Annotated in this window: 28 protein-coding genes; 4 read left to right on the forward strand and 24 right to left on the reverse strand. The window is 62.9% G+C overall.

Annotation, left to right across the window (positions count from 1 at the left end):
* Window positions 1-128: 128 nt before the first annotated feature.
* Window positions 129-1229: a site-specific integrase gene (locus JQ616_RS34410; protein ID WP_212022609.1), complete on the forward strand. Its 1101-nt coding sequence runs from the start codon at window positions 129-131 to the stop codon at window positions 1227-1229.
* 414 nt (window positions 1230-1643) lie between these two features.
* Here the strand turns inward: JQ616_RS34410 and JQ616_RS34415 are convergent, their stop codons facing one another.
* Both JQ616_RS34415 and JQ616_RS34420 read right to left on the reverse strand, forming a co-directional pair.
* Complete coding sequence (locus JQ616_RS34415; protein WP_249137645.1) at window positions 1644-1952, reverse strand: YfbK domain-containing protein; 309 nt, start codon at window positions 1950-1952, stop codon at window positions 1644-1646.
* A gap of 67 nt (window positions 1953-2019) precedes the next feature.
* Window positions 2020-2943, reverse strand: coding sequence for a glutathione S-transferase family protein (locus tag JQ616_RS34420; RefSeq protein WP_212022610.1), 924 nt, complete (start codon window positions 2941-2943; stop codon window positions 2020-2022).
* 228 nt (window positions 2944-3171) lie between these two features.
* Here JQ616_RS34420 and JQ616_RS34425 point away from each other — a divergent pair, with 228 nt between their 5' ends.
* Window positions 3172-3393, forward strand: a complete 222-nt coding sequence (locus tag JQ616_RS34425) for a hypothetical protein (RefSeq protein ID WP_212022611.1) — start codon at window positions 3172-3174, stop codon at window positions 3391-3393.
* Window positions 3394-3404: 11 nt separating this feature from the next.
* Here the strand turns inward: JQ616_RS34425 and JQ616_RS34430 are convergent, their stop codons facing one another.
* From JQ616_RS34430 to JQ616_RS34440, 3 genes are all read right to left on the reverse strand, one after another.
* Complete coding sequence (locus JQ616_RS34430; protein ID WP_212022612.1) at window positions 3405-3593, reverse strand: hypothetical protein; 189 nt, start codon at window positions 3591-3593, stop codon at window positions 3405-3407.
* 115 nt (window positions 3594-3708) lie between these two features.
* Window positions 3709-3960, reverse strand: coding sequence for a PilZ domain-containing protein (locus tag JQ616_RS34435; protein ID WP_212022613.1), 252 nt, complete (start codon window positions 3958-3960; stop codon window positions 3709-3711).
* A gap of 90 nt (window positions 3961-4050) precedes the next feature.
* The gene (locus JQ616_RS34440) at window positions 4051-4461 is read right to left on the reverse strand and encodes a hypothetical protein (protein WP_212022614.1); all 411 of its coding nucleotides are present in this window, start codon (window positions 4459-4461) and stop codon (window positions 4051-4053) included.
* 943 nt (window positions 4462-5404) lie between these two features.
* Here JQ616_RS34440 and JQ616_RS34445 point away from each other — a divergent pair.
* Window positions 5405-5620: a dodecin family protein gene (locus JQ616_RS34445; RefSeq protein ID WP_212022615.1), complete on the forward strand. Its 216-nt coding sequence runs from the start codon at window positions 5405-5407 to the stop codon at window positions 5618-5620.
* A 214-nt stretch (window positions 5621-5834) separates the two neighbouring features.
* Here JQ616_RS34445 and JQ616_RS34450 read toward each other — a convergent pair whose 3' ends face one another.
* The 12 genes from JQ616_RS34450 to JQ616_RS34505 all read right to left on the reverse strand — a co-directional run bounded on the left by JQ616_RS34450 (window position 5835) and on the right by JQ616_RS34505 (window position 17815).
* Window positions 5835-6050, reverse strand: a complete 216-nt coding sequence (locus tag JQ616_RS34450; protein WP_212022616.1) for a DUF2274 domain-containing protein — start codon at window positions 6048-6050, stop codon at window positions 5835-5837.
* A gap of 3 nt (window positions 6051-6053) precedes the next feature.
* Window positions 6054-7328: a TrbI/VirB10 family protein gene (locus JQ616_RS39525; RefSeq protein WP_249137646.1), complete on the reverse strand. Its 1275-nt coding sequence runs from the start codon at window positions 7326-7328 to the stop codon at window positions 6054-6056.
* Entirely contained in the window at window positions 7325-8350 is a 1026-nt protein-coding gene (gene trbG, locus JQ616_RS34460) for a P-type conjugative transfer protein TrbG (RefSeq protein ID WP_212022617.1), read from the reverse strand. The genes JQ616_RS39525 and trbG overlap by 4 nt, the downstream gene beginning before the upstream one ends.
* Entirely contained in the window at window positions 8347-9051 is a 705-nt protein-coding gene (trbF, locus tag JQ616_RS34465) for a conjugal transfer protein TrbF (protein ID WP_212022618.1), read from the reverse strand. The genes trbG and trbF overlap by 4 nt, the downstream gene beginning before the upstream one ends.
* A gap of 3 nt (window positions 9052-9054) precedes the next feature.
* Window positions 9055-10224: a P-type conjugative transfer protein TrbL gene (gene trbL, locus JQ616_RS34470; protein ID WP_212022619.1), complete on the reverse strand. Its 1170-nt coding sequence runs from the start codon at window positions 10222-10224 to the stop codon at window positions 9055-9057.
* Window positions 10225-10235: 11 nt separating this feature from the next.
* Entirely contained in the window at window positions 10236-10991 is a 756-nt protein-coding gene (gene trbJ, locus JQ616_RS34475; RefSeq protein ID WP_212022620.1) for a P-type conjugative transfer protein TrbJ, read from the reverse strand.
* 33 nt (window positions 10992-11024) lie between these two features.
* Window positions 11025-13610, reverse strand: a complete 2586-nt coding sequence (gene trbE, locus JQ616_RS34480; RefSeq protein WP_212022621.1) for a conjugal transfer protein TrbE — start codon at window positions 13608-13610, stop codon at window positions 11025-11027.
* The gene (locus tag JQ616_RS34485) at window positions 13604-13861 is read right to left on the reverse strand and encodes a VirB3 family type IV secretion system protein (RefSeq protein ID WP_212022622.1); all 258 of its coding nucleotides are present in this window, start codon (window positions 13859-13861) and stop codon (window positions 13604-13606) included. Before JQ616_RS34485 ends, trbE begins: the two co-directional genes overlap by 7 nt.
* A complete protein-coding gene (locus JQ616_RS34490) occupies window positions 13861-14160 on the reverse strand; it encodes a TrbC/VirB2 family protein (RefSeq protein ID WP_212022757.1) in 300 nt (99 codons plus the stop codon). Before JQ616_RS34490 ends, JQ616_RS34485 begins: the two co-directional genes overlap by 1 nt.
* An 88-nt stretch (window positions 14161-14248) precedes the next feature.
* Window positions 14249-15232 carry a P-type conjugative transfer ATPase TrbB gene (gene trbB, locus JQ616_RS34495; RefSeq protein ID WP_212022623.1) on the reverse strand — a complete coding sequence of 328 codons (984 nt, stop codon included), beginning with the start codon at window positions 15230-15232 and terminating at the stop codon, window positions 14249-14251.
* A complete protein-coding gene (locus JQ616_RS34500; RefSeq protein WP_212022624.1) occupies window positions 15225-15776 on the reverse strand; it encodes a CopG family transcriptional regulator in 552 nt (183 codons plus the stop codon). Before JQ616_RS34500 ends, trbB begins: the two co-directional genes overlap by 8 nt.
* A gap of 11 nt (window positions 15777-15787) precedes the next feature.
* Window positions 15788-17815, reverse strand: coding sequence for a conjugal transfer protein TraG (locus tag JQ616_RS34505; RefSeq protein ID WP_212022625.1), 2028 nt, complete (start codon window positions 17813-17815; stop codon window positions 15788-15790).
* Window positions 17816-18251: 436 nt separating this feature from the next.
* On the opposite strand from JQ616_RS34505, the gene JQ616_RS34510 reads away from it, so the two are divergent.
* Window positions 18252-19601, forward strand: coding sequence for a GSU2403 family nucleotidyltransferase fold protein (locus JQ616_RS34510; RefSeq protein WP_212022626.1), 1350 nt, complete (start codon window positions 18252-18254; stop codon window positions 19599-19601).
* A gap of 8 nt (window positions 19602-19609) precedes the next feature.
* Here JQ616_RS34510 and rlxS read toward each other — a convergent pair whose 3' ends face one another.
* The 7 genes from rlxS to JQ616_RS34545 all read right to left on the reverse strand — a co-directional run bounded on the left by rlxS (window position 19610) and on the right by JQ616_RS34545 (window position 26378).
* A complete protein-coding gene (rlxS, locus tag JQ616_RS34515; RefSeq protein ID WP_349630083.1) occupies window positions 19610-21667 on the reverse strand; it encodes a relaxase/mobilization nuclease RlxS in 2058 nt (685 codons plus the stop codon).
* A gap of 267 nt (window positions 21668-21934) precedes the next feature.
* Window positions 21935-22474 (reverse strand): S26 family signal peptidase, encoded by a 540-nt coding sequence (locus tag JQ616_RS34520; RefSeq protein ID WP_212022627.1) that lies wholly within the window; start codon window positions 22472-22474, stop codon window positions 21935-21937.
* On the reverse strand, window positions 22464-22682 hold the full coding sequence (locus JQ616_RS34525) for a helix-turn-helix domain-containing protein (protein ID WP_212022628.1): 219 nt from the start codon (window positions 22680-22682) through the stop codon (window positions 22464-22466). Before JQ616_RS34525 ends, JQ616_RS34520 begins: the two co-directional genes overlap by 11 nt.
* 190 nt (window positions 22683-22872) lie before the next feature.
* A complete protein-coding gene (locus tag JQ616_RS34530) occupies window positions 22873-23691 on the reverse strand; it encodes a DUF2285 domain-containing protein (protein WP_212022629.1) in 819 nt (272 codons plus the stop codon).
* 95 nt (window positions 23692-23786) lie between these two features.
* Window positions 23787-24110: a DUF736 domain-containing protein gene (locus JQ616_RS34535; protein WP_212022630.1), complete on the reverse strand. Its 324-nt coding sequence runs from the start codon at window positions 24108-24110 to the stop codon at window positions 23787-23789.
* A 744-nt stretch (window positions 24111-24854) separates the two neighbouring features.
* Window positions 24855-25022 (reverse strand): hypothetical protein, encoded by a 168-nt coding sequence (locus JQ616_RS34540; RefSeq protein WP_212022631.1) that lies wholly within the window; start codon window positions 25020-25022, stop codon window positions 24855-24857.
* A gap of 384 nt (window positions 25023-25406) precedes the next feature.
* Window positions 25407-26378, reverse strand: a complete 972-nt coding sequence (locus JQ616_RS34545) for an ArdC family protein (RefSeq protein WP_212022759.1) — start codon at window positions 26376-26378, stop codon at window positions 25407-25409.
* Window positions 26379-26512: the final 134 nt, after the last annotated feature.

Raw genomic sequence — 26512 nt, forward strand, 5'->3', positions numbered from 1 at the left:
ACCTTACGCTTCAACAGGATGAACCATGAACGTGTGCACTCCAAACTAGCCGAAATTGCACACGTTTGTACCCGTTTTGACCTGTCAGTGCACACGTAGCGCACACGAAATAGGGAGTGCACACGGCCATGGCCAGCTTCATTCAGCTGCCGTCCGGGAACTGGCGCGTCCAGGTCCGCCGCAAGAACCGCTACGTGGCGGAGACCTTTCGTCGTCGCAAGGACGGCGAGGATTGGGCGCTCGATATGGAGCGCAATATTGATCGCAGCGGATCGCCAAAGCCGCGCGCTGCCGTCAAAGCTAAAACCTTCGGAGACATCATCGATCTGCATGTGGAAGATATGCACGATGTCGGCCGCCCTCCCCGCCGATCCAAGGCGGCTGTCCTGGAGGCGCTTAAGGAGGATCTCGGATCGACGAAGCTTCCCCGGCTCGATCGTGCACGGCTCATCGAATACGGCAGGAAGCGAGCGAAGGAAGGTGCTGGCCCAGCCACCCTCGCAATCGATTTGTCTTTTATCCGGACCGTCGCAACGCACGCAGCAGCCGTTCATGGCATCGAAGTATCCGCCGAAGAAGTTCGCCTCGCCCGCTTCGCGCTGAAGCATCTGGGTCTGGTCGGAACGTCAGATGAGCGAGACCGGCGCCCAACTCAAGATGAGCTCGACGAGCTCATTCAATACTTCGAGACTAATCCTCGACAGGTCATCCCGATGGGGCGCATTGTTCGCTACGCTGTTGCGACAACGATGAGGCAAGAAGAAATTTGCCGGCCTGACTGGCCGCACGTTGACATGCGAACGCGGATTCTCACGATCATTGACCGCAAGGATCCGAGAAAGAAAGATGGCAACGATCAGAAGGTCCCGCTCCTCAATCTGACCGGTTACGATGCTTGGGAGATCATGCTCCAGCAGCGCATCATTACCCGAGGCCAAGGACGCGTATTCCCGTATAACCATCGCTCAGTGAGTGTGGCGTTCACGCGGGCATGCAACGAGTTGAAGATCGAGGATCTGCATTTTCACGACCTGAGGCACGAAGGCACCAGCCGTCTCTTCGAAGCAGGACTCCCGATTGAAAAAGTCGCTTTGGTCACCGGCCATAAGGACTGGCGTACGCTGCGACGTTACACGAAACTAAAGCCGGAAGAGCTTCACAAGCTACAGACCGAGCCACAGCCAACTCTGGAGGAATACCTCCGGATGTTAGCTACCGCACAGGCGTAGACCAGAATTGTCGTTCGGCCTGCGACTACATTGGCCGTGATCGGCGTCCCAAATGTACCTCCGAGGGGTTATTACGCGTGAGGTAATGGAAATTGGTACCTAGTGCTTTGAGATTGCTGAATTTATTTTCGGTCGGTCGATCAATACCAACAAAAATGCCAACACTTGTAAGCGAGTTGGCGACACCAAAAAATTCTCAGCAAGCCGACTGAACGTCGACCAGCAAGGCTGGTGACGGGTTCGCAAACTAGCCCAAAGTCACCGGCTCTGGCCGACCAACCCCAATCTCGAAGCGATGCAGAAGACGCTGGCGAACCTCCGTGAGAGTTTTTCTGCAACAAAGATTTTCGGTGTTTTTGGCCTTTTGAGATCACTGCAGAATTTCCCTTGGTCGGAATGGGGATCGAAAATCGATCACCGGTGCTGCGGCTGCATTGCGCTCGCAGTTTTGGTCGCGCGCACCAACTGAAGGAACTCGGCGCGATAGCCGTAAGGATCATCGCCGCGTGCTCCCGAGGCGATACGCAGCACGTCATCATACCCGAACTGGCCGGTGTGCTTTCCGCCACGTAGAATCTCGCCGAACGCCGCCACACTGGTTGCAAAGCGGGTATCTAGTGGCGCGTTCTCGAAGCGAGCGTATTCGGATCCGCGATCGACGGGAGTGCTGATCAGCGCGCTTCGATCGGATCGCGGCAGCTTGTAACGGATCTTGACGAGCATATTCGGCCGGCGATGGCGAGCCGCTCGCCGCCGGGCCTCACGGGGACAGCACCAGACAGATCCCCGCCTAGGGAGACTCTCTCAGTTCAAAGCCAATGCGGGGAAAGTGGGCGACGATATCCCCTGCCCGGCCGCCGCGGAGTGAAACTGCAAGTTCGTCGTCGTCAACGAGCACAAGCGTTCCGGCGATAGCATCCCGTGCGTAGTCGGCGGCCCGGACTTCGACAAGGCTTCCGAGCTCCGGATCTTCTGGCTGCAGCACGGAGGCCCGCGGCGCAGAAGGCGAAGAGGCCCGCGCTATCTCGATTGCCGCGCCCGCGGTCATGGTTTGCGACCGCCCGTGGCCAAACCCTTTCATTCGCAACATCCATTCCCGCAGTCGTTCGAAGCGATCGAATTCGTGAGACAGGCGCGGACTTCGATCCGTCAAGAACCACATCGCATGGAAGACTGCGAGGTCGGCTACAGTCACGTTCGTTCCGCAAATCCATCGGCGTCCGTCAGCGAGCATATCCTCGATGAAAGGCATCTGCGTTCGGACGAGCGGAGCGGAGCGTGCAGCGGCACGCTCAACCGACTTCACGCTCGGTACGGGTAAGCCCCTCATCCGGGCGCGATCTTCGAACAGTTCCTGCGGCATCAAGTCGTGGTTGGTACCCCACGCATACAGCATAACTGAACGAAAGAGCGGTCCCTCGGCCCACGCCGCGACGGCATTGGCAATACCGGTTTGCCCGGAAGGGAACAGGCTCGGTTGCGGGTACCGCCTTTCAAGCTCCCGAAGAATCAACCGGGTGTCGCAGTAAAGGTCCGCACCAATCTGCAGGACGGGCGCCCGGCGATAACCGCCAGTCAGAGCCGTCAGATCCGGCTTCGGTGCCACGGGCGGAACGATTACGCTCGACCATTCCAGGGATTTGTAGCCCAGAGCAACGCGAACCTTTTCCGAATAGTTCGAGAAGTCGTAGTGGTGCAGGATCAATCCGGACATAGACACCCTTACCTTACCGCTCCGTGCATCGGAGCAAGCCAAGTGTAAGCCGTGTCCTCGGAGCCGCAATGCATTCCGAGCCGTTGGAAACGTGACCGGAGCGGATAGGGAGGCGGCCGTCGTCGAACCGAAAGGGAAGAACCCTCCAGCTTCCCCACCAATGACGTCCTCCGTTGCTGCCCTCCTCCAGGCATGGCAGGCTGCCGTAATTGGTGATCAGGGGGACACATGAACCGGCTTCAGAAATTCGTTGAGCAAGGAGCTGAAGGTCCCGGCCGGACGGCCTACGCCCTGGATCCTGCGAAGCTACCCCTACCAAACGCAGGCTTCGAATGGCGCGTGGCGAAGGACTTCAGACCCGGCGAAGCCATATTGGCCGATCAACGCCTGAAGCCTTTGTTTCAGCGCGCGCTTGAAAATGGCGTCGCGCTGGTGTCGGCAATTGATTGACGAGCAGGTCACTATGACCGGACGGGCAAGCCCAGTGCCGGCAAATCTGCCCGATCCCAATCGGCATCGTCCGGCTGAATGACGACACGCCGCTCATAGTGATCGGCCAGCTGCAACAAACGCTTCTTGATGAAGGGATCAGCTTGCTCGGCAAGCGCCCGCACAGTCCGCGCCCTCTCTTTGCAAAACTCGTCGTCCATGGTGTCCCGCTGAAATTACAGCAGGATAGCGCCAGTCAGGCAGGGCCGTGTGTGACGCAGATTACATAGCGCAGGCTTTTCACGCAATTCGTGCGCATCCGGGAGGATGAGTTCGTCACACAACGAACGCGACACCAACCCAGTCGCCTTCACGCCAAACGACGTTGCATGAGTAAGTTTTATTGGGCGGAACGATAAGCGTGAATTGATCGGGAACGGGGGATGGCGGATCGTCTGCGTTGAGCGCTGCACCACGCTCCGTGATATCGCGCACGACACAGCACAATGAAAGCTCACCAAATCTGATCAACGCATTGTCCAGCGATGGATTGCGCACAGACTTTCGCCTGTCCGGAAGAGCAATCATGTCCGCGTCCATCAATAACTAATGCAAATAAGACTGATGCTGCGTGAGAAATGTTGTGTTTCTCCTAACGACGAAGTCAGCCGAAGCGCGTCACGCTGTACGCCGATTCGACCGACTTTTCCCGCGGCGGCGCCGCGAACCACTGCGACGATGCCTGCGAGGAGGATCAGACAGTTTCGTCGCATTCACTGAAGCGGACTCGCTCGTTGGCGGATCGTCGACTGAGCGAAGCGGCGACCGTCGAACAGCGACTGCTGTCTGAAGTGCGGCGAGGAATTGCCGCCCCTCTTCTGTGATCTCCCAGCCCGCCGCATCGCGAAGCACAAACTTGGCCGAGAAAATGTTCAGATCAGGCGCATGTTCGGCCAATCGCTTCATGCGATCGGTCCAGTCCTTGCCGCTGCTCATCAGTATTTCGACCGCCTGCCGGATTTCGGCAACGGAGGCTCGCCCGGCGGGCTGGCCGGCCAGCACTTTCAAGACGGTCAGCTGGAAGGACAACTTCCACGTCTCCGGTGAGGCTGGATGCAAAGTCTCGGCGAAACCGGTTAACCGCCGATCAAAGATTGCAATTGCCGAATGCCTAATGGGCGCAATGGGTCGAGCACTACCCGAACGTGCAATGACAGCGCGAGATTAGCCTAAACTAGAATGACTAATTCGAGCAGTGAGGTTCCAGATTTAACCTTGCCGCCCGACATCAAGCTTAACCGGCGAGTTCGATTGCTTCGATCAAGAAACGATCCGAGATTGGAGCACCGGATTTTGCCTTCCATCCGGATCCACCATGGCGAAGCCGTCACGTCGGGATATTCGGCGTGTCGGCTTCGTGCATACGGACCGATCGAAATGACTGAAGAAGCCGAATGACGAAGCCGGACTGGATGTCGCTTTGGCACGTATGGAGCGTAATCATCCCGCGGAGAACAATCAGTAGCGAGTTGGCCTGGGGACGCGTCTGGCGACGGTTCGACGGGCGGTCGTGGATATACAAGCGGTTCGCCGAGCTGGACGCCGAAATTGAGCACTGACCCGGCGGCTGCTCCTTTCGCGTACGGATCTCCGACCCATCAGTAGCTCCTCTAGCTGGAGCAATCTCAACACTCAATGCCCCAGGCTTGTCCGGCGCGGGGATGCCCGCTCCCACCCGCTCCCTTGTCCTGCCCCCCTTTATCGCTGTCTGACTCATAGGTGATATCTCCGGCAGGTCGTGGGAGCGCGCGCGTATCGGTGTCCTGTCCAATTCGCTTGGCGACGATCGACTGCATTCGCATCGTTGGCAGTCACCCCCATCAAGGCCATGGTACCGCATGGGTATCCGCGGCCCCAACACGGCCGGCCGCTCGAGCTCGCCCACGCATGTATCAGCGCCGACGTCTTGATGCTAGATTCATCAACGGCAGGGAGCACCTGCTGCCTGCTTCATACTGAACAGGAGAACGAGATGGCTGAAAGCGTTTACAAGGTCATTGAACTGGTCGGTACTAGCAAAGACACCTGGGAGAAAGCCGCTGCCAATGCGGTCGAGCAAGCTGCAAAATCTCTCCGAGACCTTCGTGTTGCAGAGGTCGTCAAACTCGACATGCAACTGGACGATAAGGGAAAAGTAGAGGCCTATCGCGCCAAGCTCAGCGTGTCGTTCAAGTTCGAAGGCACCTGAGCTTGAGTACCTCGCCCCGCTCGCGGGGCGAGGTTGGCGCGTTGTAGAAAGGCGCACATCCCTTTTCCTTGCGCGCCGCTGCTGCCATTACCCAGAGCACTTGTTTCGAGATTGCTTACCGTCTGGCTTACGACAGAGTATGTGAAGACTGCGCTCGCCCAAGCGAGTACCGAGCCCAATTCTCAGAATCAACCGTGAAGACCTGCTACTCGTATTACAGCGATCCTGATTTTTTCTTTCCTCTCTTGAATTCCGAATCGCTCGCGAGAAGCGCCTCAAGCATAAATGGTATCAGCTCGGATACCTCCTCCCGACTGCCATAAGTCTCGGCATAGAAATCAGCGTATTCTCGTAGCCGCTGCGCAAGTACCGGAGTAAACACAATGGTGATCTTCACGGGACTGCGGTCAGGCAACTTCGCAAGCTTCATCCCTCACCTGCCCTTCGCCACTGTCTCAACGTCCTGATATGGCTTCAACACCAGATCCTTCGAAACAATCACCCGCAGCGGCCATCCCGGTCGCACCGTGATCGTCGGCTGCACGTCAAGCTCCCGCTCCACTAGCCGCTGCCCCGCCCGATTGGTCGTTTGCTGCGTGCTCTCCCGCAGCGCTTTAACGAGATCGCTCTCATCGTTGCCGATCGATAGCTGGGTCCCCACCCCAATCAAGGTCGCCAAGGCCACGCCCTTGAGCAACTGCCACGTATGGAAGTCCACCTCGTCCTCGAGGCCGGCATAGCCAGCGACGTCGGCCGCCGGAAGATTCTCGATCACGATCGAGTTGCCGTTCGGCAGGATCAGCCGCGTCCAGACGACCAACGCGCGCTTCTGGCCGAACGCCACGACGCTATCGTATTTGCCCACGAGCCGCGTCCCTTGCGGCACAAGAAGGTGTTCGCCAGTGACGGTATCAAAAATGTTCTCGGTCACCTGGCCAATGGTAGCCCCCGGCAAGTCCGAGTTCAGCCCTGTGACGAGACTTGCCGGAATGATCGATCCGGCCATGACCGCATAGGTCGAAGGCGCCGGCTTGAGTGCATGGGGATTGGTGGTCTCTGTATCGGCCTTGGCTCCCGCGAAGGCCAGCTTTCGTGCCTGCGACGATGGAACGATCTCGCTGGATCGATCGACCATCGCCTGAGCCGTCTTCGCCAATTCCGCGGCAGACGGTCCTGTGTCGGTCGTTGCCGGCCGAAACGCCGTCGGAGCAACAGGCGGCACCTCGGCCGTGCTCGCCTGTCTCTGCTTCTCCTGCTTCTCCGACAGACGGATGAACAATCCCGACTCCTTTGCCTGCTGGGCCATCCGCGTCTGCCTGATACGTTCAGCGCGCTCGACGTCCTCCTCCGGATTGGCCTGGAATCCCGTGTCCAGCCTTGCGCCAGCCTTCTTCTCGCTCTCGGCGAAAGCCCGGCCGATATCCCCCGGTGACGGGGGCCCAAGCCGCGGCGTCGACGGCGGCAGGTCCTCATAAGACTTCGGCAGCTTGCTCAAGCCCTCGGCTGTCTGCTTGCGGTCGGTGTTGTAGAGCTCGGAGCGCTCCGCCTGCTTGAACGCGTGCGGCCGGAGCGCCACGAGGACCGCGCCGGCGACGAACAACGCCGCGACTGCGCAGCCAGCCATCAGCGCACGCCGGTTCAGCCGCCGGACCGGCCGCGGCCGTGCCCGCATTTCCAGCGGCTCCGGATCCTGCCCCAACTCCGTCATGAGGCACTCCCGGTGCTGAAGGCCTGCGACACCGGCCTGGCGTCGATACGGATGATCCGGACAATGCGCTGGGGGTCTTCGCCGAGACGAAGCTCGGCGGCACCGAACATCCGGTCGACGATGTAGTAGGTGCCGCGGACGCGGTAGTTGACGAGGTTCGGCCGGCCATCCGCTCCGGCAACGAACAGTGGCGGCGCTTCTCCTTGCGACAGACCGGACGGCATCTGGATATAGACCTTGCGACCGTCGTCGAAGGCGCGCACCGGCCGCCACGGTGGATCATCACCTTCGATCCGATAGCGGAAGTTCAGGCTGTCGAGCCGCACGCCGCGATCGGCGATCCGCTCCTCGTTCTGCTGCGCGACGGCGTTCTGCTTGTGGAGGGCAACGAGCGTGTCAGTCGGATACGTCCAGGAGATGGACGCCATGTAGGTCTGCTTGGTCGAGACGAGCTCGAGGTGATAGGCGCGCCGATCGGTGAGGACCACCAGGTTGGTCTGAATCTCCGGGAGGGTCGGTTTGACCAGGATGTGGACCCGCCGGGAGTTGCCCTGCCCGCTCGAGGTATCGCCGACGACCCAGCGCACCGTATCGCCGGTGGAGACGTCGATCAGCTCCTCGCCCGGCTGAAGCGCGATGGTCGAGACCTTCTCCGGGCTGGCATAGAGCCGGTAGAGCGCGCCCTCAGTCCAGGGATAGACCTGAATGGCATTGATATATCCCGCGCGTGTCGGCTCCATCCTTGCGGCCTTGTTGGCCTTGGCGATCGCCTGCTCCGGCGGCAGCTTCTCCTCCTTCGCGCCCTTTGCCGGAATGGGCTTCAACTGGCCTGGCAAGGGCAGAACTTTGGGGGTTTCGACGACTTGGACCGGCGCCGGCGGGTCGGCCTCCGGCAGCGCCTTCTCAAAGGTCATCTCATCATAGGGTGCCTCGAGATTGAGCTTGGTCGCACACCCGCAGAGCGCAAGCGACAGGACAAGGACGCTGGCCGACGCGAGCTGGGTCAGGGTTTTGGAAGTCATTTGGCGTCTCCAATGAGGTCGCGCGACCAGTTGAGGGAATGGACGTAGAGGCCGAGAGGATTCTTCCGAAGCGTTTCGGCGTCGGCCGGCGGCTTGAGGACCGTCGTGACAAGACCGGTGAAGCGCTCGGTCTTCGCGATCGCGCCGTTCTCGTAGGCATTCTCCTTCCAGCGGATTTCGAAGCTGTCGCTCGACGCACGCACCACGGACGTGACCTCGGCCGTCACCGTCCTTGAACCGATCTTCGTGAATGGATCGGCCTCGCGCGCATAATCGTTCAAAGCCTGCGCGCCGCGATCCGTAACGAAGTCATAGGCATGGAGCCAGTTCGCCCGGACAATGACCGGATCAATCGACAGCGAACGGACGTTCTCGATGAATCGCGCGAGAAAGTGCGCGATCTGTGCATCCGATGGCTGGTAGGCTTCGAGCGCCGGCCCGGCCGCACGGACCTCACCGAGCCGATCGACCTCGACCACGTAGGGAACGACACCGGAGCGCGCGATCTGGGTGAAGATCGTCAGTCCAAGCGCGCCGGACAGTCCGATGGCCGCGAGCGCTGCCAAGCGCCAGTTGCTTGCCTGAACACGCGCGGAGCCCAGCCGCTCGTCCCAGACCTGGGCCGCCTTCTGATAGGGTGTGACCGGCTCCGGTGTTTCGCCGTAACGAACCGACACGCGCTGGAAGGGATGATCTGCCATGGTCTATTCCCCTTCCAGCTTCGGACCTGACGAGTGCCCGCCCTTGTCGCCGTCTTTCACGGTGTGCGCGGCCACCTGGGCCGCTTCCCTCATGTGTCCCCGTCCCGCCGAAGGAGTTGCGCGTCCCGCGCCGGCGGAAGTTGCAGCGCCTGCTGTGCTGCCCGAGCCCGCGTTCGCGCCCGAGAGCTGGCTCGCCGCCAAGCCCTGGGCCGAACCGCCCGCAGCGGATGATGCGCCCGTGAGCGATGCCGCCGAGCGGACGGCCGTCATTGAACCGCCCGCAGCAAGGCGCAGACCGCCCATGGCCGCCGCGCCGCCGCCAATCGCGACTGCCGCGGCTCCCGCCACCGTTCCCGCGGCGGCGCCGGCGCCAAGTTGAGGCGCACCCGACACCAGTCCCGCGGCGATCCCCGGACCGAAAATGCCAAGGCCGAACAGCGAAAGCGCCGCAAGCAGCAGGCTCATGGCCGACACGATGTCGACCGGATGTGTCAGCGTGCCTGCGAGCTGGCTAAAGATGGTCGAGCCAATGCCGATGATGATCGCAAGAACCATCACCTTGACTCCAGAGGCGACCACATTGCCGAGCGTCTTTTCCGCCAGGAATGCCGTCTTCCCCCACAAGGCGAACGGCACGAGAATGAAGCTCGCAAGCGTCGTCAGCTTGAACTCGATCAGCGTGACGAAGAGCTGTACCGAGAGGACGAAGAAGGCGAGCACGATCATGACCCAGCAGAACAGCAAGATCAGGATCGTCGGCAGGTTGGTCAGGACGTCAAAGCCCGAGAACTGGCCGGTCTCCTCCAGCAGGGGATGAGCGGCCGTAAACCCCGCCGATGCAACGAAGCCCGGCCGCGCCAGGTCGGCCGAGCTCAATCCGCCGCCCGACGCCTTCAGACCGATGCTGGAGAACGACGCCAGGACGATCTCGGCGAGCCCCTTGAAGTTGCCGATGATAAACGCAAAGGCACCGACATAGAGGACCTTCTTGGCCAGCGTGACCAGGACATGGTCGTCGCCGCGGGCGCTCCAGGCGAGCCCCGCCAACGTCAAGTCGATGCCAATCAAGGTCGAGCTCAGGAAAGAGACATCGCCTGACAGAAGACCGAAGCCGGAATCGATGTAGCGCGAGAAGGTCTCGGTAAAGCGGTCAATAACAGAGAGATCAGCCATGACGCCCTCGCCTACTTGCCGCCGGCATAGGCGTGACCGTCTCCGATGAAGCGATTGAATCGCTCCTTCGCCGCGGCGGCCGACGCCTGCTCCTCGGCCGCCCGCAACGTGTCCGCGCGCGCCTGGGTCGCCATCAGCGCCTGGGCCTGCAGCGATTGCTTGATCTGTAGGGCGAGCAGCTCGTTGGCCGACTGCTGGGCCTGCAACGAGCCAACCGCGGCCGACGACCTGGTCATCAGCGTTCGAAGGGTCCCGCTGTCCTCGTCGAGCGTACCGATGATGGCCGATTGCAACGTGAGCGACTGCCTCAGCCCGTCGTAGCTGTTATCCCAACGGCTGGTGGCGTCCTGCACCATCCTGTCGGACGAGACCGCTGCCGCATACTGGCGAGGGTAAAGCCGCTGGAAATCCTGCTGCGTCTTCTGAACATCGAATGAGATGTTCTTGGCCTGGCCAATCAGGCTATTCATCTGGTTGATTGTCGAGGTGAGCTGACCCGCCACGGTCGTGGGGAGGCTTGTGAGATGTTTCGCTTGATTGAGCAGCGATTGTGCCTGGTTCTGCAGACTTGTGACCTGATTGTTGATCTGCGCGAGTGCGCGCGCCGCGGTCAGCAGGTTCTGGCTATAATTCGATGGATCGAACACGATCTCGAATGCGCCGAGCCGCCGCGATCCGTTGACGGCGATGACGCAGGACAGCACGAGAATTGCAGTCGGCTTGAGCATCCGGCGGAAGAAGGATGCGCTGAGGGTAACGTCCGGCATTGGTGGCTCCACGGGGGTTTGAAGTTTCGATCGTCAGGCCTTGCGCGCCTGCTCGAAGGTGTTGATCAGGTTCGCGGCCCAGGTCAGTCCCCGCTCTGCGAGATAGCGCTCCGCGAAATGGTGCGGACCGGTGCGCGACAGGACGGTGTCGATGACCCGCTGATCTTCGGGTGAGGATGCCGCGGCGAGCGCAAGCGCGACCGGTCCGAGACCGAGCTCGAAGAGGCGGTTGCCGGCCCGCGACTGCAGGTAGTAGTCGCGCTTCGGAAAGGCCTCCGCGATCAGGTGGATCTGGGTGTCGTTTAACCCGAACCGCCGATAGGTCTCGGTCTGGGTCGGCTCCAGCGCGCGCGGGTTCGGCAAAAATATCCGGCTGGGACAGGATTCGATGATCGCGGGCGCAATCTGGCTGTCCGCGATATCGGCCAGCGATTGGGTCGCGAAGATCACGGCCACATTCTTCTTGCGCAGCGTCTTCAGCCATTCGCGGATCCGGCTTGCAAACAGCGGATCGTCCAGAAATACCCAGGCTTCATCGAGCACGAGGAGCGTCGGCCGGCCGTCAAAGCGATCCTCGAGGGTATGAAAGAGATAGGTCAGAACCGGCGCCACCAGACCCGGCAGCGCCATCAGCTCCTCCATCTCGAAGGTCAGCACGTCCGCACCGGAAAGACGATCGGCGTCCGCATCTAGGAAGCGGCCGTAAGGTCCTTCGAGCGTGTAAGGCTGGAGCGCCTGGCGCAACGCATCGCGGGTCAGCAATGCCACGAGGCCGGTCATCGTCCGCTGCCCGACAGGCGCGGAACCGAGGCTCCGCAATGCCGACCACAGCGCCTCCTTGACGTCGGGCGTCACCGTCACCCGCTCATGGGCGAGGACGCCGCACAGCCAATCCAGCGCCCAGAGCCTCGCCCCCTCTTCCGCAACATTTTTCAGCGGCTGAAACGCGATGCCGCCCTTGGCACCCAGTTCGTACCAGGCGCCCGACAAGGCGAGCGTGGTCGCGCGTGCGGAACGGCCCTTGTCGAACGTGATCAGCTGGGAATTGGGATAGCGCCGGAACTGCAGCGCAAGCATCGAGAGCAGAACCGATTTGCCCGCTCCGGTTGGACCGACAACGATCGTGTGTCCGACGTCGCCGGCGTGAAGCGACAAGCGGAATGGTGTCGCGCCCTTGGTCTTGGCGATCAGGAGCGGAGGGCCGTCGAGATGTTCGCACCGCTCGGGTCCCGCCCACACGGCCGACAACGGGCACATGTGGGCGAGGTTCAACGTATGGACGATCGGCTGGCGGATATTGGCATAGGCCTGCCCCGGCAGCCCCCCGAGCCAGGCCTCCACCGAGTTGACCGTTTCGCGGATGACAGTGAACCCGCGACTGTTGATCACCCGCTCGACCGCGCGGATATTCTCGTCCGCTTGGTGTGAATCCTCATCGGTGACGGTGACGGTCGTTGTGATGTAGCCGAAGGCAACCAGGTCGTCGCCGAGCTCAGTGAGAGCCGTATCGGCATCGACCGCCTTGTTGCTGGCGTCGGTGTCGAGCAGCGCCGCCTGCTCGTTGAACATGACCTCCTTGAGGATAGACGAGAGCGACTTCCGCTTGGCAAACCATTGCCGGCGATAGCGCGTCAGCGTTGCGTTGGCCTGCGTCCGATCGAGCGGAATGAATCGGGTTGCCCAGCGGTAGGCGACGCCAAGCCGGTTCAGTGCGTCGAGCAGCCCGGGAAACGTGACATGCGGAAAGCCGAGCACCGTGAGCACGCGGAGATGGCTGCGGCCGATTGCCGGGTACAGTCCGCCAGTCAGCGGTTCATCGCTGAGGAAGCAGTCGAGATAGGCCGGAATCCTGGGAACGCCGACCGGATGGCGTTTGGTCGAAACGCAGCCATGAAGATAGGTCAGCGTCTCCGCATCGCCGAGGGGCCAGATCTCCGGAAGAACCGATGCGAGCAGGTCGACGGCACGATCCGTTTCCTGGATGAACCGCTCGAGGTGATCGCGAGCGCCTTGCGGACGTTTTGATGACGCGTGTTCTGTCTCAGCGCCGGCATCCCCGCCGCCGCTGGTTGCTGCATCGTCGTGGTCCGCGTCAGCATCAGACCGATCTTCCCGAATGCGTCTGCGGTCACCCGCCTTGGCGTTGCTCCCTCGCGGGCTCTCGAGGAACAGGCCTTCCAACCGCGAGACGCGCTCGGCCGGCGGCAGATACATCAAGGTCAGATGCAGCACGCTCTCGAAGTGTAGGCCATGAGGGCGCGAGGGGTCCTCCCACGCGACACCCACGACGCCCGCAAAGGCGGCGCGCCGTTCCTCGTCGACCAGCCATGACACCGGATCGGGGAACTCCGAGCGTGGATATTCGGAGGCCGGAATGCGCGTCGCATCAAAGAACAACGCCCAGCCCGAGCCGAAGCGCTTCAGGACGTTGTTGACGCGCGAGGCCACGCTCATCAGCTCGGCCTCGGTCGCGCTGTCGAGGTCCGGCCCGCGATAGCGTATCGTCCGCTGGAAGCTGCCGTCCTTGTTCAGGACCACGCCCGGAGCGACCAGGCACGCCCATGGCAGCCAATCGGCCAGCCGGTGCGCACTGCTTCGGAATTCCCTGAGGTTCAGCATGCGAGGGAGCCCTTGTGCTTGGTGTGACGGATGGCGACCTCGACGAATGCGGGATCTCTTTTTGCAAACCAGACCGCGGCGCTGTGGAGCACGATCCAGAGCACGAGGCCCGCCAGCCAAAGCCGCAAGCCGAGTGCCAGCACGGCCGAGAGCGTTCCGATCAGAATGGCGGCTGCGCGCGGCGCGCCGCCGATCAGGATTGGCTCGGTCAATGAACGGTGGAGGATGAGTTCGAAGCCTTCCGGGCGCATCAGATCAGCGCTCCGCCGCCGAACGAGAAGAACGACAGGAAGAACGAGCTGGCGGCGAAGGCGATCGAGAGGCCGAAGACGACCTGGACCATCCGGCGGAAGCCACCGGAGGTATCGCCGAACGCGAGCGATATGCCGGTCACCGTGATGATGATGACGGCGACGATCTTGGCGACCGGCCCCTGGACCGATTCCAGGACGCGTTCGAGCGGCGCTTCCCATGGCATGCCCGAACCGGCGGCGTGCGCTGCCGTGACGCTGAACAGGACGCAAGCCGACGCCACGCCGAACTCGACCAAGCGCAATCCGCCGATCGAGCGGAAGCCGCGAAGGCGCGAACGCACGCATAGACGTAGTCGAATGAACATATTGCAGTCTCCTTGGGGCTCAGGGGCGATGAGAGGTGTTTGGAAGTCCGGGCGGGGTCTCAAGCAGGTAGTCGCCTGACGGATCGATGCCTTTGAGCTCGGCGACGGTCTCGATCCGCCGCGCCGGCCCCCGCCCCTTGATGAACACGATCAGGTCGATAGCCTCGGCGATGAGCCGACGCGGCACGGTTGCGACCGCCTCCTGAATGAGTTGCTCGATGCGATAGAGCGCGGCTCGTGCCGAGTTGGCGTGGACCGTGGCAATTCCGCCGGGGTGGCCGGTATTCCAGGCCTTCAGCATGTCGAGAGCTTCGGCGCCTCTGACCTCGCCGACGATGATGCGGTCGGGGCGCAGGCGGAGTGTGGAGCGCACGAGATCGGCGAGGCTTGCCACGCCCGGCCTGGTCCGGAGCGCCACGGCATCCCTGGCATCGCAGCGCAGCTCGCGGGTGTCCTCGATGAGGACCACCCTCTCATCGAGGCCCGCGATCTCGGCCAGAAGCGCATTGGCGAGCGTCGTCTTGCCCGAGCCGGTGCCGCCGGCAATCAGGATGCTCCGCGCTTCGATGACCGCGGTCGTCAGGACCTTGGCCATCGCCGGTGAAGCGATCTGGGCCTTGACGTAGTCAGACAGGCGGAACGTGGTCGTCGCCGGCTTGCGGATCGCAAAACATGGCGCGACCGAGACCGGCGGCAAGATGCCCTCAAAGCGCTCGCCGGTCTCGGGCAGTTCGGCCGAGACGATCGGACACGAGCCACTCGCCTCGGCGCGCACGTGGCTGGCAACCAGCCGAATGATCCGCTCCGATTCCTGTGGGGTCAGGGCGACGCCGGTGTCAGCGCGGCCTTTCCCGTGCCGGTCGAGCCAAAGTTTGCCGTCGGGATTGACCATGACTTCGACAACATCGGGCTCTTCCAGGGCGAGCGCGATTGCCGGTCCCATTGCGGTCCGCAGCATGCCGCGGCGCCGTTCGCGAGTTTCTGGCGAGAGAAGATCAGACATTGCCGATCTCCTCTCGCCCTGCCGGAGAATGCTCCGGCGGCTCACCCGTCGCGCTATGCGAGCGGGATCCCGTATCACCGGGTTGGGCGGCGCCCAGCGGCGCGCCCTCCTCGAGGTTCCGCATGAACAGATCGGGCTTGGCGGCGCTGACGCGATCCATCACGTCGGCAACGAGCCGGCCGCCGGAAGCGACGCGTTTGCCGACCTGAGCAACGAACATCTCGAACCGCTCGCGTCCGAGCGCACGCGCCGCGTCCTGATCCTGCGAGGGCAGCGGTGGCGTGATGGTCAGGTAGTAGCGGATGAAGAGCGCGATGGTTTCCGCCAGAACACCAAGGTCACGGTCCGCCCGTTCCAATTGCCGGCTCATCCGGTCCAGCCGCCGGATCAGCGCCGCATCGCCGCTGGTGTCCCGTTCGGGGTTGAGAAAGCGATCCAGCGCAGCATCGACGATGGCCGATTTATTGGTCCCCGGGCGCTTGGCCGCGAGCTCAAGGCGCTGCGCCACGCTTTCGGAGACATAGGCCGACAGTTTCGGTTTCATCGGGGTGCTCTTCAGAACGAGGGAAGAAGATCGTCATCGTCGCGGGTGACGGCGTGGGCGCGGCGAATGGTGCTGGAAGGACCCGCGGCCTGCTGCATCTGGCTGCGGTCGGCAGCGACATCGGACTCATCTTCGAGCAGGAGCTCCTCGATGGCGCGAACATCGCCCGCGGGCGGCGCCGCCTCATCAAACAACGGCAATTGCTGCTTGAGACCGCCCTCCTCGTCGCCCGCCTGCAGAAGCTCGCGGTACGGCAGGGTCGCAAGGCGAAGGTCGACGGGCCGGACCTCGCCGCCCCAATTGTCCGGACGCACCGGAGGCCGATCGGGATATTCGTCACCCGTCAGGGTTGGCGGCTTGCGCAGCCGGCCGACGAAGTTTGTGTCCTCATAGTGCCGCACCTTGAGCGCCCTGACGGGGGCAAGGCCCGAGACCAGAACGATGGCCTGGTCCGGCGGCAGCTGCATGACTTCGCCCGGCGTCAATAAGGGACGCGCGGTCTCCTGACGGCTGACCATGACATGACCGAGCCAGGGGGCCAGCCGATGACCCGCATAGTTGCGCTGCGCGCGTAGTTCGGTTGCGGTGCCCAGAGCGTCCGAGATCCGCCTGGCAGTGCGCTCGTCATTCGCGGCGAAGGCAATGCGAACGTGGCAATTGTCGAGGATCGAATTGTTGTCGCCGTATGCTTTGACGATCTGGTTGAGCGACTGCGCGATCAGGTAGGCGCGGATCCCGTATCCGGCCATGAATGCGAGCGCGCTTTCGAAGAAATCGAGCCGGCCGAGCGCAGGAAACTCATCGAGCATCATCAGGAGCTGGCGGTGCCTTCGGCCGGCCGCATCGACGTTCAAGGTTTCGGTCAGCCGGCGGCCGATCTGATTGAGGATCAGCCTGATCAGCGGCTTGGTGCGGCTGATGTCCGACGGCGGAACGACGAGATAGAGCGTGACAGGCTTTTCGGCGCTCACGAGATCGGCGATGCGCCAGTCGCAACTTTCGGTGTTTCGGCTGACGACGGGATCGCGATAGAGGCCGAGAAAGCTCACGGCGGTCGACAGGACGCCCGAGCGTTCGTTTTCGGACTTGTTCAGAAGCTCGCGCGCCGTCGCGGCGACGACTGGATGCACCTTCGGCTCAGTCTTGGTGCCAAGATGGTTGGTCGCGAGCATGATCCTGAGCGTCTTCTCAAAGGACTGCGCGGGATCGGCCAGGATTTCGGTAACTCGAGTGAGCGTCTTGTTCTCTTCGGCATAGAGGACGTGAAGGATGACGCCGACCAGCAGCGAATGGCTGGTCTTCTCCCAATGGGTACGGCGCTCGAGCGCACCTTCGGGATCGACCAGAATGTCGGCGATGTTCTGGACGTCGCGGACTTCGGCCGGACCCTTGCGCACTTCAAGCAGCGGATTGTAACGCGCGCTTTTTGAATCCGTCGGATTGAACAGCAGGCAATGCGAGAAGGTCGATCGCCAGCCGGACGTCAATTGCCAGTTTTCGCCCTTGATGTCGTGCACGACCGCAGACGACGTCCAGGACAACAGCGTCGGCAGCACGAGACCAACGCCCTTGCCCGACCGCGTCGGCGCAAAGCACATGACGTGTTCCGGTCCGTCGTGCCGGAGATAATTGTTCTCGACGCGCCCGAGAAACACGCCTCTGGGCGCAAACAGGCCAGCTTCCTTGATCTCTCTGGAATTGGCCCAGCGCGCCGAGCCGTAAGTCGTCACCAACTGGCTTTGCCGCGCCCGCCACACCGAGTTGACGATCGCAAACAGCGCACCGGCAACGCCGCCGGTCGCGGCAATGGCACCGCCCTCTTCAAAGATTTCAGGTGCGTAGGCCTCGTAGGCGAACCACCATTCGAACAACCGCCACGGCAGATAGACGGGATAGCCGACGACCAGGAACCAGGGTTCGCCGAGCCGCTGCTGAAAGCCGAGCGCCGCGGCGGTCCATTGCGTCGCGCCCCATGTCGACGCAGCGATGATGCCGAACACGATCGTGATCTGGCCGACGTAGATTTTTGCCGGAAACATTCCGCTCGCCCCATCCCCTCACGCAACGTGAGCGGCGCGATGAAAGGGGCCAATGCGCTTCGCGTTCAATCGAAATAAAAATCGTGTCCGGGAAGCGAGAGCAACATCGATCGGGCACACGAAGACGAGAAGGACCTTCGTCCAGTTTCGGCAAGGATGATCCATCACCTCAACAAAAGGTGAGCTGTTGGCTCAAACTGGACGAAGCTTGATGCGCACGAGCACGTGCCCGAGGCGGGCATGGGACAAAGGGGGCGGAACCGGGCAAACATCCCGATTGATGGGCCGATTCGCCGTGAAACCTGGGCTAACCGCAATTATACTCAGCCTGCGGACTGAGTATAAACAGGCTGGACGCCGGGTTCCACCCCTCTTATACTCAATCCGCAGACTGAGTATAAACCTTGGAAACGACCATTAGACCTTGGAAACGACCATGCCGGCCCCCTCCCTGGTTAGCCAGACGACCTATGCCGAGCTCCTGGAGCGCACCGCGATCGCCGCCTTCCAGGACGCCTTTGCGGACAACGGCTCGTTCACGGCCAAGAACATCGGTGGCCGCAAGTATTGGTACTTCCAGACCGGCACCGGCGCGGAACGGTCGCAGCGCTATGTCGGGCCGGAGACGCCGGAGCTGCTGGAGCGCATCGCCCACCACCAGGAGGTTCGCGAGGACGAGCGCGAGCGCCGCGCGCTGGTGTCCGCCCTTGTCCGATCGTTCAGTTTCCCTCGCCCCATTCCCGAGATCGGGGACATCGTCGCTGCACTTGCCCGGTCCGGCGTGTTCCGCCTTCGCGGCGTGCTCGTTGGAACGATCGCCTACCAAACCTATGCGGCCATGCTCGGCGTTCGTCTCTCCGCCGGCTCGCTGCAGACCGGCGACGTCGACATCGCCCAGTTCAAGAATGTCTCGGTGGCGGTTGAGGACTCCACGCCGCCCGTTCTCGAGGTGCTGAAGGAAGTCGACAAATCCTTTCGTGCCGTTCCTCACGTATCTGACGGCAGGCGCGTCACCAGCTATGCGGCCAAGGGCGGCTTGCGCGTCGACTTTCTCACGCCCCATCAGGGCAAGGAGACCGCCCGCCCCCAAAAGCTGCCCGCCCTGAACACCGACGCCCAGCCGCTGCGCTTCCTGGACTTCCTGATCCGCGATCCCGAACCCGCGGTGATCCTGCATGGCACCGGCATCTACGTGCACGTGCCGGCTCCGGCGCGCTATGCCGTCCACAAGCTGATCATCTCCCGCCGACGCCCGGAGGGGTTTGCAAAGCGCGACAAGGACCTGCAGCAGTCCGAGGCCCTGCTTGCAGCGCTGGCCGAAAAACGTCCGCATGAGCTGAAATCGGCATGGGAGGAAGCGCACGGCCGAGGTCCCAAATGGCGTCAATTGATGCTCGAAGGGCTTGCCTTGCTTGGGGCCCCCGTTCGCGACGCGGTGCTCAAGACCATTGAGGCGCCTCGTTCGATCATTACCGGCATCGATCTTTCCTTCGACAATCCCCAAGTTCGCTATGACCTCAGCCGCGACGTCGTGACGTTCCAGGGAAAGGAGCCCGGCGGCGCGGTCAGCTGCGCAGTCAGCCGCGAGGCGCTGGACGACCATTTCGGTGCCGATGGTCGTGGGCAAGAGGGTCGCATTGATGCGTTCCTCAAGAACAGGTCGAGGATCGAACAGATCGCTCGCGCCAAGTACATCTCCTCCCCGGTCGATGAGCCCGGCGCCGTTCTGGTCAAGACCTCCGACGTCGGGAGTTTTCCGGCTCGACGAGCGCCCAGGCGGAAGTAAGTCCGTCGTCATCGCCCAAGCCCGCGCTTGATGCCGATCGACCAGGATATGCCCTCCCCGCCGACACTGCCGCTGACCAGCTGTCCGCGTGCCCGCTCCAGCACCGGCCGCCAAGGTACCAGTGCAAACTCATGGGATCGCTCGATCACGGCGAAGCGTCCGCTGTTCAGCGTCAGCATGCGCCGGCAGACCCCGCTGACCTTGTCGCCGGGTTTCACACCAACATGCTCAAGTCCGGTGCGCGCGGATATCTCCGCGGCGGTCCGCGCCAGCTCGCGCGCCTCGAGCGTCCCAAGCATGTTCCGTGCATAGCGCACCTGCCCCTCCTGCTCTCGCGCCAGCCCCTGGTCGACCAGCCATTGCCGCCTGGCGCGCAGGGCGGTTTCGACATCTGCGCCAAAGCCGGCCGATGCGACCCCATCGGGCTCCTTCGCAACCAGCGTACGATCGAGCCAGGTCGCCCCCAGTGCCTGCGGCAGGTCCTCAAGCCTCTGCCATGAGAGCACCGAGATCTGCACCGGATTGCGCGAGCGCTGGCCTTTCTCGTACTTGAGCGCCCCCTCGAGATAGTCCTGGCCCACGCTCCAGCTGCCGTCGGCACGACGGCTGACCACTCGCTCGCGCCGCATGGCTTCGAGACGCCGCACATGAGCCCCAACAAACTCGCCCGATGCCTGCGGATCGAACTGCCGATGCAGGCGGTCGCTGTAGCTGCCGCCATGCGCAGCGGCGATTTCGACGATCGTCCGATCGATTTCGCGGGGCTCGGCGGAACGCGCCCTGAGCTCGACGATGGTGTTTCGAACCGGCGCTTCCTGATTGCCGCCGAGCGCACCGAGTTCGGCATAGTAGGTCCGCCCGTCGACCCCATCGATCACAACGTACCGGCGCTCGGTCAGCTCATCCGCAAACCCTTCGCCGACGATCCGCCCGACCAGGCGCCGGCCGCCCTGTTCCGGATCGAAGATCGCGTAGTCACCGGCAGCCTTTGAGACTCCTGCCGCCGCCAGCTCGCGATGCATGGTCTTGATGATGTCGCCGCGCTTCCCCATTCGTCTGAGCCTCTGTTCAAGCTCGGCATCGATGCGCCAGCGGCCCGGTTCGCTCTCTTCCGCCAACCCCATCCGCTCCAACGTTCGCAGCCGTCCCATGCGCGCCGTCTGCCAGGCGGGTTCCTGTCCGGACAGCGGACCCAGCTCAAGAACCCCGTCCGGAGCATCACGAATGACCGCCCGGTCGAGCCGCGTGAGCCGCTCGGCTCCGATCTCCTGCTGGAGCTTGCGCGCGGCCTCGATCTCCGTTTCAGGGCCGAGCTCCCGCGTGATGAGCTCGGCAGCCCGCGACCGGAAGCCGTGAGTGATGTAGTCGCGCGCGATGACGAGATCGCCGCCCTGGTCATCACTGCCGCGCACGACGATGTGGGCATGCGGATGGCCGGTGTTGAAGTGATCGGCGGCGACCCAGTCGAGCCGGGTGCCGAGGTCCTGCTCCATCTGCCGCATGAGGTCGCGCACGAACGATTTCAGGTCCGACAGCTCGGCGCTGTCCTCTGGCGCCACGATGAAGCGAAACTGGTGGCGATCGCCGTTGCTACGCTCGGTGAACGTCTTGCCGTCGGCGCGGTCATTGCCGGCGTCGTAGAGCTCACCTGGTTCGCCCTCGCGCGTAACACCGTCGCGCTGGACATAGCGCAGGTGAGCCCGCACGGCACCGGTGTCACCGGCCTTGATCCGTACGATCCGCGCCTTGATCACGACACGGCGCTGGCCCGGACTGCGTCCACGCGCCGCGAGCACCGCACCTTGCGCGCGACCGCGGCCGATGCGAGCGCCCGTAAATGAGGAAGCCGCTCGTGCACTGACACCCGCCTTGACACCCGCTTTGGTCACTTCCTGACGGACGCGGCGAAGATAGCTGGCTGTCCGCCTGGCCTTGCGATTGCGAATCCGCCCGAGCTTGACGTCGAATTCATCATCGATCTCTCGCATCGCCTGCATCCGCCCTTTGGAGAAATGGCCGATATGTGGGGCGTGCAAGCGTTCGCCAAGACGCAGACGCAATTGCACAAGACCACCATTGCGTTGGTTCGAACATGGCGACGGCGGAGATCGCGATAGCGCCACAATCCTGGATGTGCAGACAACGACTTAGGCCTCACCGAGCGCCAGTGCTTTAATCTTGCAGGTGGTGCTGCTCTGCCGTCGACCGTTGATCTCGATGGACGAGCTTGTCTTGCTGCCTGAGTGCTCTCTGGCAGGTTGGCCAGCAAGGCGCGTGCGTGGAGCGCGATGTGCGCCCTTCGGGCGCACGCACGATCGTCGCCATGGGCCGTCTCAATTGTCCGGATTCCACGTCCAGAGCGGCCGTGCGACACCCAGAATATCGCAGCGCAAGACCGGTCCGAAGTACCGCGAGTCGAAGGAACGAGGATGGGGCTGCAGCAGGAAATACTCTCCCTCCACCAATCTCATGCACCCCTCCCAGGACGGCAGCGGTCGCCCTTCTCCATCCCGCTCGAGCACCTCGGCAATGACCTTGCCGTTGACGGAGATGGTGCCGATCGGCTCTCTTGCGCGGCAGACTTCGTCACCGCCGCTGGCCTCGACCCGCTTCAGAAGCGGCACCGGATCCGGAAGGATCTCGTACGCCGCGATGAGGAGCTCAATCGGAGCTGACGGCTTGAAGACCGCGAGCTCGCCGCGCGCCGGCAAGCGCTGCTCCAGGTAGTAGAGGCCAAGCGGCGCGCTGCCCGAGGCATTGTAGATCAGCAGCGGGACTGCGGGCGCCGGCGACATCAGAAGTGTAATGATGCCGAACCACATGGCCGCGAGGATCGTGGTCCGGCGCCACGTCTTGCTGCGATCAATCGGCATCGGAGGTCGACTTCCGCTTGCTTGCCTGCGACCATTCGACGAGGTCCTCGATATGGTAACGGACGTAGCGTCCATGCTTGCGATAGGCAGGTCCTCGGCCCTGGACCCGCATTTTTTCAAGCGTGTTCTTGGTGAGCCTGAGCCAGGCGGCCGCTTCCACCGTGTTGAGGAATGGCTTTTCCGGTTCCTTGTCGTCACTCTTTGACATGATCCAACGTTCCTTCCTGCACCTCGCACAACCAGGAGGTGCAAGAAGAAGCGTCGTCAGATCGCACGCGGTTTGAGGAGTGGCGAAGATGACGGCTGCTGTTTCGCCATCCCGCGCAAGGAAAGCTTGTCAATCGAGGGCGGCAAGCTCGGTCAATTCAGGATCGGGCCGGTAAAATGATCCGAGCGCGCTAGCTCAGGAGATCGCGGTAGCCGCCGTTCATCAATTCTATTCCCTTGGCCACAAGGCGTCGCACGCGATCCTTCAGGAACTGGCTCCGCCCGAGCCAGTCTTCGGCCACCTTCTGCTCACCAAAAATGGTGATCGCGATCTGCCGATAGGTCTTGCCGTCCAGGCTCTCATCGAGCGCGATCAGTGCATGATGGAGACGTTCGTCGCTGGAAAATGCCGACCTCGGAGCAACTCGAGATTCTGGCTCGATGAAGCGCGCGAGGCGCTTGAGCAGCTCGGTCTGGGCGGTGAGATCGGCAAGGCCGTGCAGTTCGAACACCGGCGTAAAGGGCGCGGTCAGGACTGTGAGGCCGTGGATTTCGAGGGGGACATGAAGACCCCTGCCCTTGATGATGACTTGTGGAATTCCGTCGACGCCGATGATCGCACGCCGGTCGGCGTTGAAGTCGGCGAGCCGGCACACTTGCGTATCCTCACCCCGGCTTGGCTTCTTGGCATGGACGCGAACCACGCGCTTCAAGGCCCTTGCATGCCAGAACACCGCAGCCTCGTGGGCGCAGCGCATGGGGTCGGCGAAGGCGTGCAGCCCCCATCGTTCGGCCCGCGGAAACCGCCGCGGCAAACGCAGAAGCCGCGTCCCGTCCTTCAAGGTGATGCATGGCAGACGGCGCGGAACCGAGCATCGCCAATCGGCGATGTAGTCCTTGTTACGCCGCAAGAACTCCCATGCCCAGTCCCCTCCATCAAACTCGGCGCGGTCGCAAAACGCGCCGTGATTGCCAGCGCGGCGGCACGGCGCAGTCATCGAGTCATTCAATGGACGCCCCCAACCGAGACGGCTCGCCGATGGTTCAGGCCAATTGGGGCAAGAGCACGGCCCCCGCGAGCAACCTGCGCGGGGGCCGCTTGGGGTCAGTCCGCCGGATTCCAGATCAGCGCGAACACGCTGCCTTCGTCCTGGCCGGCGGCGCGGCCGAGATTGGCGTAGAGCTTGCGCGCACCGAACTCGGGCGCGGCCAGCGACAGGCTCACATATTCCTTGCCGCTGTTCTCGCCGCAGCGGATCCAGCCCCCGCCGATCTCGACGCCTTGGGTGAAGACGCGGAAGTCAGGATGGGTCGCGGTGGTCTTGTCGCGGTTCGGGACGATATCGATGTCGGCACGGATGGAGACGGTCTTGAGCTGGCCCTTGTAGCTGCCGTTGTCGTCCTTGGTGACGTATCCGATCGCAGTCATGGTCTTGTCCTCTCTGTTGCCCGCGAAGAGCCGATCCCCTCGCGATGGCAAGACCGTCATGGCAACCGGAACGCCTTCGAACCCGCGTCTTTCCGCGAGGCGGAGCGCAAGCGGAGCACCTGAGCCGACGGCTTTTTTGAGAGCGAAGCTGCCGCGAGGAGCCGGACTTTTTGTCCGGCGGGGAAAAAAGCTGGCGGTGAGGGTTTGGCAGGCGGAGCGCTTGCCATAGGTCTGTTCGCCACGCGCAGGAGATCGGACCCGCACACAGCGGAAGCAGGACAAGACCCACACGATCGGCCGCAGCGGGATGAGACGGAGATCCGCAAATCGAGCTCAGGGGATATTCGCCCGACCGGCGTCGAGATCGGCATCGTCCCGAACCGCGACAACAACGCAGGGACTCATGCTGCAACACCGTGCTCGAGGAGCGGATGAGCAAAGGCTGCGGCGCTGCGGCGAGAACAGCGGCAAGGAATATGTGAGCCTGTTGCCGGCAGCGCGCGCGTTCGGTATGCGCCCAATCAGGATGCCACCGCAGGCGGCGACGGCGGCCTGGCGTGATCGCCAATTTGGCAAGGCCGCGGTCTGAAGCCAGATGGTCCAGACGTGCGTTGCTCGAAGGGCCGTGCTCTTGCCCCTGAGCAACATTGGCCGCGAGCGAGACTCAAAGGCAAGCGCGAGCGATGCGGTCCGGCATTCAATCCTTGCTGCGTGGGCTCATCACTGGGTCCCCCGCTCACCGGCTCAGTTCAACCCGCTGATCATGCTCGGCAGAACCCTCGACAACAGCACAGCCGTTGATGTCAACGCCGAAAGGCAGACGACCGCCTGGGCAAGACAGATATGCGTGAGCGATACCGCTTGCGGTTCGGGAAACTCCTCGAACGGGTTCACCATCGTCGGCTCCATCATAAAGCGCGTCCCTGCCCGATCCGACCTATAGGGCGAGTCGCGACCGGAAGGCCCTGAGTATATTTGCGGTCCGTCAGATTGACTCCGGAGCGACTCGGTACGCGCAAAATCCAGCCGCGATGTCAGCCTCCGCGCCCGAATCGCCGCGCTAACCTCAGGTAAATAAATCATTAATCGCCCTCGCCTGCGGAAGCGATTTCGAGCAATCTGGTGAGCTGGAGCGACCGGTCGGAAACACCCGGCAGGCAGCGCCCAGCAGGAAGCGCCATGTAGCGCGGCAAGAGAGCATTCGGGCGGGCCGCGCGGGCCGGACACCCGGCGGCAGCGCGGACACGGCTCGATTGCTTCGCGGCCGCGCGCTGTGACTTGCGCGCGGTGCCGTCGTCAGCGCGCGACCTCGGCTTCAGCACAAGCGGCGGCAGCGATGAGCCCTTCGCCAGCGAAGGCAAGCAGGTAGTCGGCGGCCTTGGCGGCCCTGCTGGCGGCGCGGAAGATCGCGCGGTTATCGTTCCGCAACACCTCCAGCCACGACCCGAGATAGTCGGCATGGCGAACGGTGGGCTTGATCGAGAGCGACGCGCAGACAAAGGCCGCGGTCAATTCCGCAACCAGTTCTTCATTGGCATAGAGTCTCGAGCCGAACGCGCCGGACTGGTCGCGGTTCAGACGGCGCGGGTGGCCCGTCCAGTGCCCAAGCTCGTGAAACAGCGTGCGGTAATAGTTGATCTGCGCGAAGAAGGCCGGCTGCGGGGGGATGTGAACGGTATCGTCCGACGGCCGGTAGAAGGCCTGCGCGCCACCGGAACGAACATTGGCGCGCGTTGCGGCAACAAGCGCCTCTGCGTGCGGCACGATCTGACGCTCCGGCAAGGCCGGTTGCGGCGCGCGGCACTGCTCCGGAAGTTCGTCGCATTGATCGACATTGAAGACGGTGTATCGGCGCAGGAATGGAACGGACGCCTCCTCCATCGCCGGCTCGTCTTGAGCGGCGTTGCCTGCCTCGGTTTGCTCGCGCCTGGGAACGAAGCGGTCGGCGTAACAGACGGTGACGCCGCGCTCGCCCTTGCGCACGGCACCGCCGAGACCGGAGGCTTGCCGGAAGGTGAGCCAACGCGCCGAGCTGAAGCCGGCTTCGAACGAGCGTCCCCACAGGACCAGGACGTTGATGCCGGAGTAGGATTTGCCGGTGGCGGCGTTCCTCGGGAGTGCGAATGCCTGATTGCCACCACCCGTTCCCCATGGCCGCGCCCATGGAAAGATGCCCGCCTCAAGATCGGCAATGATGTTGGCCGTAATCTCCTCGTAGAGACCAGCTTTCGGGCTGGACGCATGATTGCGCGCATATCCGTTGAACATGACGATCTCCCTTCGCTTCCCTTCCCGCGTCCTGCCCCCGGAAAGGCGGGGTGGGCGGCGAACAGCGACCGGAAAGCCCCGAACGGAGAGGCAGGCCGCACCGGAACGGCCGGAGCGCGAGCGGAGGACCGCGC

This window comes from Bradyrhizobium tropiciagri (genome assembly GCF_018130545.1).
GTDB lineage: Bacteria > Pseudomonadota > Alphaproteobacteria > Rhizobiales > Xanthobacteraceae > Bradyrhizobium > Bradyrhizobium tropiciagri_A.